Below are 14964 nucleotides of genomic sequence, written 5' to 3' on the forward strand. Positions count from 1 at the left end.
CTCAGGCCAGCACGTCGAGGCTGGTCGATATCCCGTAGGGACGTCTCAGGGCGGATGGGTCGGTGGTGTCCGGGGCCGCATCGGCGGCGGTTCCGGTGGCTGCGCCGGGGCGGCCTTCCTGTCCCTGCGGGCCGCCGGAGGGCCGGCCGTCGGGACCGAACTGCATGCCGGGGCGCGCATCGTTCGGGCGGTTCTGGTTGGACAGGTCCAGGTTGGCGTTCAGGCCGGTGGCGGCAAGATCGCGCTTCAGGTCGGCCATGACGGCGCGCAAGGCGTCGCGGCCGGCGTCGTTCGGCGCGAAGAGCTCCACGCGGACGCCCTCCCCCGTCACGTGGGCGCGGACGGTGACCGGGCCCAGGTTGTCCGGCGTCACGCTGATTGTCATCACATGCTCGCCGGGCCTGGCCTGCGCGAGCGTAAAGAGCGGGCGGGCCACCTGCGCGGTGAACGGCAGCTGCTGGTGCGGCGGGACGGGAGCGGGCGCCGTGGCGGGAGCGGCAGCCGCCGGCTGGGACACCGGGACCGGCTGTGCGGCGACCGGCACCTGAATGCCCTGCTGCAGCTGTTCGGTCTCGCCGCGGACCGCGCTGGCCGCGGCTGCGGCGGCCGGTGCCGCTGCGGCTCCGCCTTGGGCCGGAGCGCCCGGCGCTGGTTGGGCGGGAAGCACGACGCCGGTGGGCGGCTGCGTGGGAACGGTTGCCTGGGTTGCGGGCTGGGTGGGAACCGCTGGTGCGAGTGGGCCCGCCGCCTGGTTCTGCGCTGCGTCGCCTGTCGCGGCCGCCGGCGCGACGCCGGCTCCGGTCGCGGGGGTGGCCACGGCGGCTGCCCCTGGTCCGGCGGCCGGTCCGAGTGCACCCGCGGCGGTTGCGGCAGCGTTCGCCAGTGCAGGTGCCGGACTTCCTGCGCCCTGTTCGGCCACGTTCCCGCCGTGAACAGCGCTCGCGGCGGACTGGGCATCAGCCAAGGTTGCGGCTGCTTCAGCGCGGGGAGCGGCCAGGCCAACCGGGCTATGGGCCCCCGCGGATGCTCCGGCGCCGCCTGCGGGACCGGTGACCGAGGCGGGCCAGCCGCCGGTAATGCCGGTGCCAATTGCAGTGCCCGTTCCGGCGGCCTGCTGGCTTCCGGTCGCGGCGCCATCTGGCACCGGGGACCGGCCTGCCTCGCCACCTTCTTCGGCGATCGCAGTTCCGGCGCTGGTCGCATCGCCGACGGTGATGCCGTGGCCGGCAGCGAGCGGCCAGGGTGACGGAGCGCCGCCGAGACCAGCAACTGCCGCTGCCGGATCAGTCCCTGCAGCGTCGCGGGAAGGACCGGCGGCGGACTCGGCCGCGCCGGTGCCCGGCAGCGATGCTGCACCCCGGGCGGTGTCGTTCCGGAAGGCTCCGGCTGCCCCGGCGGCGCCCGCGTGAGTCGTCGTGCCCCCGGCGGAGGGAGCGCCGTCGTGCTTGGAGCGCTTGGCGGAAGCCACGGAACCTTGCTGCAGCGCATCCTGCATGGCGGCATCGAAACCGGGAGAAGAGGAGCGCGGGGCGGACGGCCCGCCCGAACGGGCGGAGGCCGCCGGGGCGATGGGCAGGGAATTCACGGGCAGGCTCATGCGGTGCGTCCCTTCGCCATGGCCGCCTGGGCGGTGGCCAACAGATCGGTCAACTGTCCGGCACCGTTGGTGCCCTGGCCGCCGGGGAGCATCGAGGCCAGTCCGGTGTTGCCGGTCTGGCCGGAGAGCATGGCGGTGATCGCGCCGGACGTGCCGTTCTGCCCGGTGAGCATCGAGGTCAACCCGGTGGACGTGGAGAGCTGCGCGGCGGCGATCAGGTCGGTCAGCGCGGTCTGCTGGTCGGCGCTCAACCCGGCGGGGCTGGCAGCCGAGCCGGCGCCGGCAGCCTGGACAGAGGACTCCTCGGGCAGGATGCGGCGGATGGTGGTGAGGTTGGAGTCGTTCTCCCAGGCGTCGCGGACCTTAATGGTGTCGCCGGGCTGCGGGGCGTCGATGGCCTTGCCGTTGCCCAGGTAGATGGAGACGTGGCCGCCGTCGAACGAGAAGAGCAGGTCGCCGGGCTTGGCGTCGGCCATGGAAGCCACCGCAGTGCCTTCCTTCATCTGGTCCCAGGTGACGCGCGGCAGGTCGATGCCGATGTCGCGGAAGGCGTGCTGCACGAAGGACGAGCAGTCGAGGCCGACGGACGCGTCGTTGCCGCCCCAGACGTAGGGCAGGCCCACGTACTTTTCCGTGGCCTTGATCAGCTCGGCGGCGGTTCCGGTCGCGGCGGTCCCGGACGCGGCGCCGGTTGCGGGGGTCTGGGCTGCTGCCGTCAGCGCGTCGGCAAACGCGCTTGCCGTGGTGCCGCCCGTGCTGCTGCCTGCGGTCGCGCGGGACGCGGCGTCCGCGGCGGCGGGAGGCTGGGCGAGCTGGGTCAGCGTGGACTGGATCTGCTGGATCCGCCCGAGGGTATCGGTCATGCTCATCGTCCGTCGCCGCCCCGGGCGCCGGTGGACAGCTCGTCCAGCACCAGCTGCTCGCGCCGCAGCTCTTCGAACGCCTCGGCCGCAAGGTGCCGGGTCTCGAGCTTCTCCAGGCCCACGGACTGCTTGCGCACGGCGAGGAACTCCTGCTGCGCCTGCTGCGCCTCGTTCTGCCGGGCCCGGTCCAGGTTTTCCAGATCGGCCAGCATGCTGCGCGAGGCGGAGCGGGCGGCGGCCACGGCGTGCAGCGTGGCGGCATCGGAAACTTCGCTCATGATCTCGCCCAGCTCGTCGCGGGCAGCCACCACCCGGGCGCCGGACTCGCGGGCACGGTGATTCGCGGCGGCGAGGTTTCCGGCGGCCTGGTCCTGCTGTAGCTGGCGCAGCCGCAGCAGCCCGGCCAGGGGGAAGGATCGTGCCATCTCTACATACCTCCAAGGGTGCGAGCCAGGCGGTTCAGTTGCTCCCACGACTGCGCGGCAGGCGTCTGGTCGTCCATCCGCTGCTGCAGGAACAGGTTGATGTCGTCTTCGTGCTGCACGGCCGCGTCCACCAGCGGGTTGGAACCGGGCTGGTAAGCGCCCACGTCCAGCAGGTCCTGCGCGGCCTTGCGGGCCGCCAGCACCTTGCGTACTGCGCCCGCAGCGCGGGAGTTCTCCGGGCTGTTGACCTTGGATGCCACGCGGGAGATCGAGCCGAGCGGGTCCACGGACGGGTAATGCCCGGAGACGGCCAGCTTGCGGTCCAGCACCACGTGCCCGTCCAGGATGGAGCGGGCGGAGTCGGCGATCGGTTCGTTGTGGTCGTCGCCGTCCACCAGCACCGTGTACATCCCGGTCACCGAACCGGTTTCGGCGGTGCCGGCGCGTTCCAGCAGCCGGGCCAGCAGGGAGAAGGTCGACGGCGGATAGCCGCGGGTGGCCGGTGGCTCGCCGACGGAGAGGCCGATCTCGCGCTGGGCCATCGCCACGCGGGTCAGCGAGTCCATCATCAGCATCACGTCCGCCCCGCGGTCGCGGAACGATTCGGCAATCCGGGTGGCCGTAAACGCGGCGCGCAGCCGCATCAACGCCGGTTCGTCGGAGGTGGAGACCACCACGATGGACCGGGCCAACCCGGCCTCGCCGAGGTCGTCTTCGAGGAACTCGCGGACTTCACGCCCGCGCTCCCCGACCAGCGCGATCACGGAGACCTCGGCGTCGGTGCCGCGGGCGATCATGGACAGCAGCGAGGACTTGCCCACGCCGGAGCCGGCAAACAGGCCCATGCGCTGGCCCTTGCCCACGGTGGTGAGCGTGTCCAGCACGCGCACGCCCAGCTGCAGGGGCGTGTCGATCCGCGCGCGGTGCATGGCGGACGGGGTGTCGTTGTCCAGCGGGACCAGCGAGTCGAAAACCAACGGCCCCTTGCCGTCGATCGGCCGGCCCATCCCGTCCAGCACCCGGCCAAACAGCCCGTTGCCGGTGGGCACCAGCACCGGGGCTCCCTTGGCCTTGGCCGGGGTGCCGGTATTGATCCCGGTGAGCCGGCCCAGCGGCATGCAGCGGATGCTGTCCCGGCCGGTGGCCACGACCTCTGCCTCCACGCCCTGGCCGTCGCCGATGAGCACCAGGTCGCCGATGGCGCAATCAAGCCCAATGATCTCGACGCCGAGGCCCACTACCGAGGACACCATCCCGTAGCGCTGGGGCCGGGCTGCTGCCAGCGCGTCGGTGAACCGGTCGGCGCGGGGGCGCCAGGCGACGGCGGTCACTGCCGGGCCTCCAGCAGCGCAGCCTTGGCCCGGGCCAGCGCGGTGCTGATCCGCGCGTCCAGGAAGCCGTCGGCAAACTCGGTGACGGCGTCCCCCGGCGCGAGTGACGAATCGGGGCTGAAGCCCACGCCGGCCTGCTCGCGCATTTCCGGCGCCAGCATGGTCAGGTCGGTCGGGTTCATCCGGACGGTGTGCACGCGGGAGGCATCCACCCCGGCCATTGCCCGGGTGAGGGCCGAACGGGCGGAGGCTGCGCCGTCGGACAATTCATGGCCCAGGATGGCTTCCGCCAGTTCCATGGCCGCGGCGGCCAGGGTGTCCTGCGCGGCGGCCAGCACGGGTGCCGCGCGTTCTTCCAGGGCACGGGTGGCCGCACCCAGCGCGGCCACTGCCTGCTGCACGCGGGCGCGGGCGTCCGCTATCGCGGCGGCGTGGTCCTGCTCCATCGCCAGCTGGCGTTCGCGCATCAGTTCGGCGCCTTCGCGCATGCCGGCGGTGTAGCCGGCGGCGTGGCCCCGGACCCTGGCTTGTTCGAGCGCCTTTTCCTGCGAGTCGTCGCTGCGCAGTTCGGTGTAGCGCAGCTTGGCGAAGGCCCCGGTACCGGTGCTCAGCTCGGGGAAACTCATCCTGGAGAACGCGGCGTCAGTAGACATATTCGTCCTCCTCCGCAGCGCGCTGCACCGTGATGATGCCGCTGGCCTCGAGCTCGCGGATCGAGCGCACGATGTCCGCCCGTGCCTCTTCGATCTGCGACATGCGCAGCGGCCCGGTGGCTTTGATCTCGTCGTCGAGGATGTCGCGGTTGCGTTCGGAAACGTTCTTGCGGATCAGTTCGGTGACCGGTTCGCTGGCGCCCTTCATGGCCACCGCGAGCACCGCGATCTCGATGCCGCGCAGCACCTGCTGCACGTCGCGCGGTTCCAGCTTGGTGATGTCTTCGAAGGTGAGCATCCGGGAGCGGACTTCCTCCGCCAGCTCCGGATCGCGTTCCTCCAGGGCCTCCAGCAGCGCGCGTTCGGTGGCGACGTCCGCACGGTTGATGATGTCCACCAGCGGCCCGACGCCGCCCACCACCTCCACCTGTTGGCGGGGTACGACGGCGCCGGCCCTCACCTTGAGCGTGTCCGCCACAATCGAGACGGCTTCGGGGGTGGCGGTTCCCATGGTGGCGATGCACTGCGCCACCTCGGGCCGCACCGAATCCTCCAGCCCGGCGATCACCGTGGATGCCTGCTCCGGGCGCACATGCGCCAGCACCAGCGCGATGGTCTGCGGGATTTCGCCGTTCAACAGCGTGATCAGCTGGGTGGGATCGGCGTCATCCAGGAACTCGAAGGGTTTCCCGGCCATGGACGTGGCCAGCCGGTCGAGCACGCCCGCGGCCTTTTCCGCGCCGAAGGATGCGGCCAGCAGTCCGGCGGCGAACTCCTTGCCGCCGCGCGGCCGGCGCCGGCCCTTGACCGTCATGTCGTGGAATTCCTTGAACGCTTCCTCGGCAGCCTCGGGGTCCACCCGGCCCATGCTCACGAGCTCGGCGGTGATCAGCTCGGCCTCGGCCTCGCTGAAGCGCTTCATGACCTCGGCGGCCCGGGCCTGTTCCATCTGCATCAGCACCACCGCCACCTTCTGGGTGCCGGTCAACGTGGTCAGTAACTCGCTCATGCGTTCTGCTTGTCATCCATCAGGGAGCGCAGGAAGTCGGCGGTCTTGTCCGGTTCCTGGGCGGCCAGGGCGTCGATTTCCGCCCGCTTGCGGTTCATTTCCTTCTGCTCGTCGGACAGCTCCGGCGGGCCGGCGAGCTCCAACGCGGTGGTGTTCGGGCCGGTGACCACGGGGATCGGTTCCGGCACGATGATGGGCTTCGCGGGAAGCTGCAGGTCCTGGGGGGCCTCGATCTCGGGCTGGAAATCCTGCAGCTCGCCCAGGTCCACCGGCTCGCGGTTCTGCCGGCGGGACCAGCGGGCGTAGACCAGCAGGGCGATGATCACCAGCAGGATGATGCCGGCGGTGATGATGGCGGTGCGGATCAACTCGGCCTGGCGCGCGGCTTCCTCGGCGGCCTGTGCGGCGGCCAGCGCCTCGGCGGCCTCCTGCGCACCGGCGGTGTTGAACGGCACGAGTTCGACCGTGACCTCGTCCCCGCGGTCGGCGTTGATGCCGGCGGCGGTGGTCACCAGGCCCTCGATGTTGGCGACGTTCAAGGCGCCGGCGGCGTCTGCGTCCAAGGCCACGGACACAGTCTGGCGGTTGATCGCCCCGGCCGGGATCGCGCGGGTCTCGGTCACCTTGTTCAGCGCGTTGTTCTTGGTCTCCGACTCGGAGGTGAAGGTTCCGTCGCCGCCGGTGTTGCCCGGTACGGCGATGTTGTCCGGGCCCAGCACGCCGGCCGCTCCCCCGCCGGTTCCCTCGTACTCTTCCGTCTGCGCGGACTCGTTCAGGGCCGGTGCGCCGTCCGGCGTCGTAAACGTTTCTTCCACGCGCTCGGCGGACTCGTAGTTCATGTCCGCGGCAACCACCACGGAGGAATTTCCGGGCCCGACCACGCGGTCCAGCATGCTCTGCACCGAGGCGCGGACACGCTCTTCGTAGTCGGAGGCCTGCTTGTCCGCGGAACCCGTGGCGCCCACGCCCACGGCGGAGAGCACGGTGCCGGCGGCGTCGATGACGGCGACGTTCTCCGGCTTCATGCCGTCGATCGAGGCGGACGTGAGGTGGACGATAGCCTGCACGTGGTCGGCGGACAGGGTGGTCTTTTCCGTGTCCACGAACACGGAGGCGGTGGCCTCGCCCTTCTCGGCGACGAAGACCGTCTCCTCCGGGATGGCCAGCCGTACGGAAGCGGTCTTGACGCCGTCGAGTGCCTCGATGGTGGACGCCAGTTCGCCTTCCAAGGCCCGCTTGTAGGTGACGGACTGCTGGAACTCCGAGGAGGTCACGCCCATGTCGTCCAGCAGCGAGTAGCCGCCGGTGGACGAGCTCGGCAGGCCGGCCGAGGCGGCCTTGAGCCGCTGGTCGTAGACGTTCTCCTCCGGCACCAGGATGGTTCCGCCGCCGTTGGTCAATTCGTACGGCACGCCGTCGGTGCGCAGCTGCTCCACGATGGTGTTGGCGTCGGCCGCGGCCAGCCCGGAGAACAGCGGGGTGTAGGAGGGCTTGGACGCCCACGTCGTCAGGGCGGCAATGCCGAGCACGACGACGGCGATGCCGATGATCGCGATGGTGCGCTGGGCGACGGTGAACTCGCTGACGGTTTTGCCCAGCTTCGAGAACCAGGAGGAGACCTTGCCGGGCATCAGGCCTGCATCCTCATGATCTCGTTGAAGGCGTCAACGCCCTTGTTCCGGACGGCGGCCACGAGTTCCAACGTCACGGCGGCGCGGGTGGAGGCCAGGGTCGCGTTGTGGATGTCGTTCAGGTCGCCGGTGACGGCCTGGATGGCCAGCTCATTGGACGTGGACTGCAGCTGCTGCAGATTATCGACGGCACCGGTCAGCGAGGTGGCGAAGCCGACGCCGTTGGTGGCCTGCGGAGCTTCGGCGGCCGGCAGGTAGCCGGTGCCGGCGACGCCCTGAATCGGGGGGATGGATGACAGCGGCATCAGTTGCGTCCAATCTGGAGGGCGGCCTCGTAGGTCGTCTTCGCCCGGTCCACCACGGCCGCGTTGGCCTGGTAGCCGCGCTGGGCCAGGATCAGGTTGCCCATCTGCTGGGACAGGTCGATGTCCGGGTAGCGGACGTAACCGTCCTCGTCCGCCAGCGGGTGGTCGGGCTCATGGACCATGCGGCCCTCGGCCTCGCCGAATTCGGCCCCGGCCACGTAGACACCGGAGACGCCCTGGCCTTCCTGCGCGATCACATAGCGGGCCTGGAAGGCGGCGCCGTCGGTGCTGGTGGCGTTGTTCGCGTTGGCCAGGTTGTCGGAGACGGCGTCCAGCCACTTGCGATGGACGGTCAGGCCGGTGCCGGCGATTCCAATGGCGTCGAAAGTCATCAGTTGGTCCTCATCGCCGTGCGGACGCCGCTGAAGGGGCTCTCCGCTGCCCGGGCTGCGAACTGGTAGCGCAGCACTGTTTCAATGTTGGAGAGCGTCTCGGTATCCAGGTTGACGTTGCTGCCGTCCAACCGAGTAGGCTCCAGCGAGCGGTCCATTGTGGCGCTGGCGCTGCCGTTACCGCGGGCCACCGACGTCGCCAGCGCTTCCTCGAACTGGACGCGCTGTGCGTGGTAGCCGGGGGTATTGACGTTCGCGATGTTGTTGGCGATGGCACGCTGGCGCATGGCGAGGCCGTCCAGGGCGCTCTGCATGGCAGCCCCCGTCACAGATTCGAACACAGCAAAGACCCGTCTTACTACTGGCATGTGGGCGGCCGATCCATGGCCTGTTCTGTGAGCGATCCGTGCTCACTATCCAGTTATCGGCACGCAGCCGGGGGTCGTTAGTTAAATCTTTAGATTGGTTAACCGTTTACGTCGAGGTAGACGGAACGCCCTGATGTTCCGGGGGTGGGGACGGCGTCCAAGAGCGCCGATTCCTGCCGGTTTTGCCGCATGTCAGCGCGCAATTCACGAATGACCTCCTGCTGCGCGGCGGCCAGTTTCGTGGCCCGCTCCACCAGCTCGTCCGGAATCGGTCCCAGCCCCTGCGGGGCCTTCCACTGCGCGACGGCGGCGCGCCGGCCTTTCACGTCCTTGTCACCGGCCCTGTCCCCGGGCTTGGCGTCCGCGGGTCCCCTGCTCTGGCCTTCTGTCCCGGCGCCGGCCCCAGCGGCTGCGGCGAGGGCCACTTCCAATTCGTCCAGCACCGCAATCCAGCGCCGCAATCCCGCAGTGTCGCCCTCCGGCATGTCAGGCAATGCCAAGTTCGCCGCCGAGGCCGACGCCACGGGAAGGCTGTGCCGGGAGCTGCCCGGCCGCCTCATGCCAGGCCTCGCGCAGCGGCTGCAGCAGGTCGATGCATTCGCGGGTCCGTGCAGCATCGCGGTGGATGTTCGCATTCATCATCGCGGTCAGCGTGTAGGTGTAGAGCGCCTTCAGGCCCTCTCCCCCGTCCCACACGTCCGTCTTCAGCGAGGACATCAGCTCGGACACGATGGCCTGCGCATGGATCAGGTTCTCGGACGCCACCGACCAGTGCTGGTTCTGCTGTGCGGCCTCTGCCCGGTTCAAGTCCAGCAGCAGCCGGTCATAGAGCATGGTCAGCAACCGGGCTGGCGTGGCCGACATGATCGCGTCACGCTGGAACTGGTTGCGCTTGGCCTGGGCACCGAAGCCCGGCCCGTATGTCAATGTCATTTCTTCGTGCTCCCCCATGATGGCAGGGTGGCCAGCTGCGAGTTGAGCCAGTCCCCCTGCGACTGCAGGCTGTTCAGCGTTACTTCAAGTTGGGCCCAGGTACGTTCGAGTGTGGAGCGGCGCATCGCCAACCGGGTATCCCACTCGGCAACTTGGTCATTCATGCTGCGGACCAGGGATTCTTGCCCTTGGATGCGCTTGGTGATGGCGCCGTCGTACTTGTCCGATGCATCGGTGGCAGCGGTAGCCACGCGACCGGCGATCGTCTGGACCAGCTTCTCAGCCCACGCGGAGTCTTCCTTCATCGCCTTGCCGAACTTTTCGGCATCAAACTCAATCGAGCCGTCCTTGGTGACGCTGATGCCGATTTCCGACGGCGACCGCCCCTCGATTGGGCTGATTGCAGCGGTCATCATGCGCTGCTGAATGTCACGGACGCTGCTGTCCCCGGTGAAGATTCCACCCTTGGTCGTCGTTGACCCGGTGGACGTGGAGACGTTCACGGATGAGTTCTTGGAGATGAAGGCGAACAGATCCTTCAAGCCGTCAACCAGCGCCTTGGCTTTCGCAGTCACGGCTTCGTCGTCGCGCGTGATCGTGACGGTCGACTTGTCACCAGGAAGCGCGTCGGCACCGAGGGTGACGTTTACACCGGGCAGGAGGTCAGTGAACGTGTTCGAGGACGAAGAGATTTCCTGCATTCCGTTCCAAATCGACACCCGAGCATCTTGCGCGATTTGAACGTCCATCGTGGAAAACGCGGCGTCCCCGGCGAGCGTCAGAGTGAATTCGCCAGCGGCTCCGGTCTCCTTTGAAACCAACTGCAGCCGATACTGCGGGGTCGTCGGATCGCTTCCCACCGACACCTTGGTTGCGGTGACGCCTGCACCGGATTCATTCACCGCGGTAACGACCTGGTCGAGCGTCATTCCGCTAGTGTCAATTTGCGCTTTTACTTGACCGTCTTTGAGCGCGATAGTCAGAATATTGGCAGTCTCCGGCCAATCACTGAGCAACGATGAAACCGAAACCTGGGCCTTGGCTAACTGGACGACCTCTAAGTCCATGCCGCCCGCAGAGGCCCCCTCGGCAGCGGTCACTGAAACTTTGTCGGAACTGCTCGTGCCGGAGTACATGCTGAGTGCGTTCGCTTTGCTCGTCTCGGTGGCCGTTTTTCCGAGATCGGCTATGCGTGTGTTGAGTGCTTGAAGGGCACTCACCAGCGTCTGGGTGCTGGAAACCTTGTTTTTTAGGAGTGATTGCGGACGCGCTTCCAGCTGCATGAGCTGATTAATCATGGTTGCGGTATCCAAACCGCTGACCATGCCGCCAATAGAAAACGCCACGCCAGTTCCTCCTGAAAGAAGCCTGTTTACTAGAAGAAATGCTGACGCCCGGCAGCGAAGAGTGTGAGGTCCAATTCGTTCGCCTCGCTGCCGGGCCGCATTCAGCCGTTAGCTACCCGGATTTAGCCGAGGAGCTGCAGCACACCCTGGTTGATCTGGTTGGCCTGAGCCAGCATCGCGGTGCCGGCCTGGGACATGATCTGGTTCTTGGTGAACTTAGCCATCTCCGAAGCCATGTCGGTGTCGCGGATACGAGACTCGGATGCCGACAGGTTCTCTGCAGAGATGTTGATGCTCTTGATTGCCGTTTCGAAACGGTTCTGGGAAGCACCCAGGTTGGAACGCTCGGCAGAGATGGCCTTGATCGCGTTGTCGATGTTCGTGATGGTCGTCTGTGCCGCACCGTGGTCGGTCACGGAGAAGCCTGCGCCAGGGGCGAGACCATCCGCGGAAGCCAACGTATCGACGGAGGTGCCCACGTTGGCCAGGGTCACGTTGATGGCGTTGTTAGCGTTGCCATCAGCGCCGACCTGGAAGGTCTTGGTACCACCCTTGAGCAGATCGATTCCGTTGAAGTTGGTGGACTCCGTGATCCGGTAGAGCTCCTTGGACAGCTCGCCGGCTTCCTTCTCGATGGCGGTGCGGGCCTCAGCGTTGTTGGAGTCATTCGCACCCTGAACTGCCAGGTCGCGCATGCGCTGCAGGATGGAGTGGACCTCGGTGAGTGCACCTTCAGCGGTCTGGATGACGGAGATGCCGTCCTGGGCGTTGCGGGCTGCAACGTTCAGGCCGTTGACCTGCGAACGCAGGCCCTCGGAGATCGACAGGCCGGCTGCGTCATCGGCAGCGCGGTTGATGCGCAGGCCGGTGGACAGCTTCTCCAGGGACTTGGAAATGTCGTTCTGGGTGTTCGACAGGTTGCGGTACGAGTTCAGGGCCGCAACGTTGGTGTTAATGGCGAAAGCCATGATGAAACTCCTCCATGAGATGGTACAAATTCACCGGCCCGTCCATGGGCTGGCACTTGTAGCTATCGGAGGAATACGCGGATCCGTTAGGAGAAGTGCAAAGAATTTTTCGCGGTGCGGGCCGCATTGGCCGGCTGCTGCGATCAGGTCAAGAAACCGCGGCCCTTGGCTGCGTGGCGGCGAAGCGTGTAATCCCGCCGATGGTCTGATCGGCCAGCGCGGTCAGGTACGCCTTCCGGCGGGAAGGAGCAATCCGAGACTCGGGCACGTAGCCGGCACCGCCGTCGTCGGAATAGTGAGTATGCAGGCCATCCCGGAGGAGGCGGATAGCCTCGGAGCGCTGCTGGGAGACGGCCGAGTGGGTAGCGCCGAGTTCTTCGGCGATTTCCTTGACAGAGCGGTCCTCGAAGTAGATCTGCTCCACGATGTACCGCATCTTCTCGGGAAGATGGTGCACTGCGGCCTTCAGGAATGCGAGTCGCTCCTCGGTGAGGAGTGAGCCTTCGGGCGACGCCGTCTCAGAGACCAGGAATTCGGCCGTTGTGTCATCCAGGGTGGAGACAGTGCGCGAAGCGTCGTCCATGGCGGCCTCCGCGGTCTCGCGGTCAACCCCGAGGGCGGCAGCAAGCTCGTCAACGCTCGGGTAGCGGCCGAGTTCGGCAGTAAGGGTCTCGCGGACGGACAGCGTTTCCTTGATACGTTTGCGCACGGATCGGGGCGCCCAGTCGATGGCCCGCATTTCGTCGGCAAAGGCTCCGATGATGCGACGGCGGGCAAAGGCGCCGAAAGGAACGCCGAGATCCGGATTGAAGGCGTCGGCGGCGGTGATGAGCGCTACCGAGCCGGCAGAGGCGAGGTCGTCGCGAGAGAGGTGGGTTGCTTTGGCGCACACTTCGGAGACCAGATATCCGACGAGCGGGAGGTTCTCAACCACCAGTGCATTGCGGTCAGCACGATTCACTGACTTGTCCCCCTCCGTGCCAAAAGATACTGGACGAATCTTCCTTATGATTCGAGGGGTGCGGCCTCGAAAGAACGATTCATCTCTTGGTGAAACCTATCATCATTCGCTCCTAACGCAAGGGGTTGTGCGGCCGATAGATAGATATGTAGCCATGCCGTTACTTTTTGTTCATCCAGTGGCGGCTTTTGACGCGGACCCGCGGGGGTTGTGTCCGCAGAATCAACCAGGGGAGGTGCCTGACATGGGAGCCCATGAACTGTCCGCCATGCTGTGGCACGAACGTGAACTTCTTGAATTACTGGTCTTCAAACTCGAGGAGGAGCAGCTGCTCCTGACGGCGGGCAAGTCCCGCTGGCTGCAGCACGCGACCCGCGAGGTGGAACAGGTTCTGGAGCGGCTGCGCGACGCCGGCCTGGCCCGAACGGTGGAGGTGGCCGCACTGGCCCGGGAGTGGGGTACGCCGGAAGGCGCCACGCTGCGCGAGCTGACCGAACAGGCCCCGGTGGGGCCGTGGGGCGAGATCTTCAAGGGACACATGCAGGCACTGACACAGTTGACCCTGCAGATCCGTGAACTGCGCGACGTGAACGAGAAGTTCCTGCGTGCGGCTGCCCGGTCCACCCAGGAAACGCTCGCCAATTTCAATCCCGATGCCGGGACCTATGACTCTCATGGGACGGCAGGGCTTTCGGGCAACCGCTCCCAGCTGTTCGACACAACGATCTGAGGTTTTCGCAGTGAGCACCTTCAGCGGCCTGAACACCGCGTACACCGGTCTGGTGGCCGCCCGTCAAGGTTTGAACGTGGTGGGCCAGAACATCGCCAACGCCAATACCGAGGGCTACACCCGCCAGCGGGTCAGTACGTCGTCCATCGGCGCCCTCGACCGCACCGGGCTGCTGACCGGAGGCGTGCAGATCGGCCAAGGCGTTTCAGTAGATGCGATTGCGCGGCTGGGCGACATGCACCTGGATACGCGCGTCCGGTTCTCGGCCGGTGTCGCCGGGTATTCTGCAGTGCGCGCCAATACGATGTCCGGCCTGGAAGCGTCGTTGCGCGAGCCGGGCCAATACGGCATCTCGACGCAGCTTCAGGAGTTCTGGGCTTCTTGGCAGGCCTTGTCGAACCGGCCGGATGACGGCGCTGCCGGCGCGGTGGTGCTGGAAGAGGCGAACATCCTGGCCAACATGATCAAGCGCGGTTACCAGGAGGTTCGCGAGCAGTTCTCCCGCCTGCGCTCCGATGTGGACACGATGACCGCGGAGGTCAACGGCGCTGCGTCCCAGGTAGCCAACCTCAACGAGAAGATTCGTTTTGCTGTCGCCAACGGGGGCTCCGCCAACGAGCTGATGGACCACCGCAACCTGCTGACAGAACGGCTGGCTGCCCTGACCGGAGCCACGGTTCGCCATGGCAGCGACGGGCAGGTGGATGTGCTGATCGGCGGGAATGCGATTGTCGCCGGTTCCAGCGCCCAGAGAATCGCCGTTACAGCGGACTCGGATACGGATATTTCCGGCACAAAAGGTGTGCGTCTCGAGTGGGCGAGTCCGAGTCGGACCGGCATGCCGGTGGTTCTCGACGGCGGTGAAATCGCGGGCGCAATATCCATGTTGGGCAACGCTCAGGGAGATGGGCCGCTGCGGCAGGCCGCCGACAGCTACGACAATTTCGCCACCACGTTAAAGGACTCGGTGGACAGCGTCTACGCGAAGACTGTGCCCGGCGGGAATCCCGCACCGGAGTTTTTCAGTTTCGATCCCGAGCTGCCGGACAAGGCACTTGGTCTCATCGTTGCGGTCAAGACCGTAGGCGACCTCAAGGCGGGAGATCCAGCAAAGGGCGCTCTTGATGGTTCCGTCGCTGACGAGTTGGCCCAGCTCGGCATCGGCGCTGGCTCGCCTGACCGCGTTTGGGAGAACATCGTCACGACAATCGGTGTAGCCGCGAAGACGGAGCTGCAGCAGTCCAACCTCGCGGATATTGCGTCCCAGTCTGCCAAGACGTTGCAACTGTCCAACGCGTCGGTGGACATGGACGAAGAGAACGTCAACCTGCTGACATACCAGCACGCCTACCAAGGTGCGGCTCGAGTGATGACGGCGATTGATGAAATGCTCGATACGTTGATCAACCGCACCGGATTGGTCGGGAGGTAGCCATGATTTCACGAGTCACT

At 66.8% G+C, this 14964-nt stretch carries 17 protein-coding genes; 2 read left to right on the top strand and 15 right to left on the bottom strand.

Annotated elements, in window-relative coordinates:
* Window position 1 precedes the first annotated feature (1 nt).
* The 15 genes from AC5RVD_RS10030 to AC5RVD_RS10100 form a co-directional block, all read right to left on the bottom strand.
* Window positions 2–1597 carry a flagellar hook-length control protein FliK gene (locus tag AC5RVD_RS10030; protein WP_494126851.1) on the bottom strand — a complete coding sequence of 532 codons (1596 nt, stop codon included), beginning with the start codon at window positions 1595–1597 and terminating at the stop codon, window positions 2–4.
* Window positions 1594–2460, bottom strand: coding sequence for a C40 family peptidase (locus AC5RVD_RS10035; RefSeq protein ID WP_494126852.1), 867 nt, complete (start codon window positions 2458–2460; stop codon window positions 1594–1596). Before AC5RVD_RS10035 ends, AC5RVD_RS10030 begins: the two co-directional genes overlap by 4 nt.
* 2 nt (window positions 2461–2462) lie before the next feature.
* Entirely contained in the window at window positions 2463–2885 is a 423-nt protein-coding gene (locus tag AC5RVD_RS10040) for a flagellar FliJ family protein (protein WP_493989319.1), read from the bottom strand.
* A gap of 2 nt (window positions 2886–2887) precedes the next feature.
* The gene (locus AC5RVD_RS10045; protein WP_494123032.1) at window positions 2888–4216 is read right to left on the bottom strand and encodes a FliI/YscN family ATPase; all 1329 of its coding nucleotides are present in this window, start codon (window positions 4214–4216) and stop codon (window positions 2888–2890) included.
* Window positions 4213–4869 carry a FliH/SctL family protein gene (locus AC5RVD_RS10050; RefSeq protein ID WP_494126853.1) on the bottom strand — a complete coding sequence of 219 codons (657 nt, stop codon included), beginning with the start codon at window positions 4867–4869 and terminating at the stop codon, window positions 4213–4215. The genes AC5RVD_RS10045 and AC5RVD_RS10050 overlap by 4 nt, the downstream gene beginning before the upstream one ends.
* Entirely contained in the window at window positions 4859–5878 is a 1020-nt protein-coding gene (fliG, locus tag AC5RVD_RS10055) for a flagellar motor switch protein FliG (RefSeq protein ID WP_494126854.1), read from the bottom strand. The genes AC5RVD_RS10050 and fliG overlap by 11 nt, the downstream gene beginning before the upstream one ends.
* Entirely contained in the window at window positions 5875–7509 is a 1635-nt protein-coding gene (fliF, locus tag AC5RVD_RS10060; protein WP_494126855.1) for a flagellar basal-body MS-ring/collar protein FliF, read from the bottom strand. Before fliF ends, fliG begins: the two co-directional genes overlap by 4 nt.
* The gene (gene fliE, locus AC5RVD_RS10065; RefSeq protein ID WP_494126856.1) at window positions 7509–7814 is read right to left on the bottom strand and encodes a flagellar hook-basal body complex protein FliE; all 306 of its coding nucleotides are present in this window, start codon (window positions 7812–7814) and stop codon (window positions 7509–7511) included. The genes fliF and fliE overlap by 1 nt, the downstream gene beginning before the upstream one ends.
* Window positions 7814–8206, bottom strand: coding sequence for a flagellar basal body rod protein FlgC (locus tag AC5RVD_RS10070; protein WP_493979188.1), 393 nt, complete (start codon window positions 8204–8206; stop codon window positions 7814–7816). The genes fliE and AC5RVD_RS10070 overlap by 1 nt, the downstream gene beginning before the upstream one ends.
* Window positions 8206–8547 (bottom strand): flagellar basal body rod protein FlgB, encoded by a 342-nt coding sequence (flgB, locus tag AC5RVD_RS10075; RefSeq protein WP_493989326.1) that lies wholly within the window; start codon window positions 8545–8547, stop codon window positions 8206–8208. Before flgB ends, AC5RVD_RS10070 begins: the two co-directional genes overlap by 1 nt.
* Window positions 8548–8672: 125 nt before the next feature.
* On the bottom strand, window positions 8673–9035 hold the full coding sequence (locus tag AC5RVD_RS10080; protein ID WP_494113053.1) for a hypothetical protein: 363 nt from the start codon (window positions 9033–9035) through the stop codon (window positions 8673–8675).
* Between the two features lie 25 nt (window positions 9036–9060).
* Window positions 9061–9507, bottom strand: a complete 447-nt coding sequence (fliS, locus tag AC5RVD_RS10085; RefSeq protein WP_494113052.1) for a flagellar export chaperone FliS — start codon at window positions 9505–9507, stop codon at window positions 9061–9063.
* Window positions 9504–10853, bottom strand: a complete 1350-nt coding sequence (gene fliD, locus AC5RVD_RS10090; protein ID WP_494126857.1) for a flagellar filament capping protein FliD — start codon at window positions 10851–10853, stop codon at window positions 9504–9506. The genes fliS and fliD overlap by 4 nt, the downstream gene beginning before the upstream one ends.
* A 122-nt stretch (window positions 10854–10975) precedes the next feature.
* Complete coding sequence (locus tag AC5RVD_RS10095; RefSeq protein ID WP_494113050.1) at window positions 10976–11821, bottom strand: flagellin N-terminal helical domain-containing protein; 846 nt, start codon at window positions 11819–11821, stop codon at window positions 10976–10978.
* Window positions 11822–11969: 148 nt separating this feature from the next.
* Window positions 11970–12782 carry a sigma-70 family RNA polymerase sigma factor gene (locus tag AC5RVD_RS10100; RefSeq protein ID WP_494126858.1) on the bottom strand — a complete coding sequence of 271 codons (813 nt, stop codon included), beginning with the start codon at window positions 12780–12782 and terminating at the stop codon, window positions 11970–11972.
* 244 nt (window positions 12783–13026) lie between these two features.
* Here AC5RVD_RS10100 and AC5RVD_RS10105 point away from each other — a divergent pair, with 244 nt between their 5' ends.
* Window positions 13027–13512: a flagellar protein FlgN gene (locus AC5RVD_RS10105; protein WP_494126859.1), complete on the top strand. Its 486-nt coding sequence runs from the start codon at window positions 13027–13029 to the stop codon at window positions 13510–13512.
* A gap of 10 nt (window positions 13513–13522) precedes the next feature.
* Entirely contained in the window at window positions 13523–14944 is a 1422-nt protein-coding gene (gene flgK, locus AC5RVD_RS10110) for a flagellar hook-associated protein FlgK (RefSeq protein ID WP_494126860.1), read from the top strand.
* The last annotated feature ends 20 nt before the right edge of the window (window positions 14945–14964 follow it).

This window comes from Arthrobacter sp. THG-b23 (assembly GCF_059091265.1).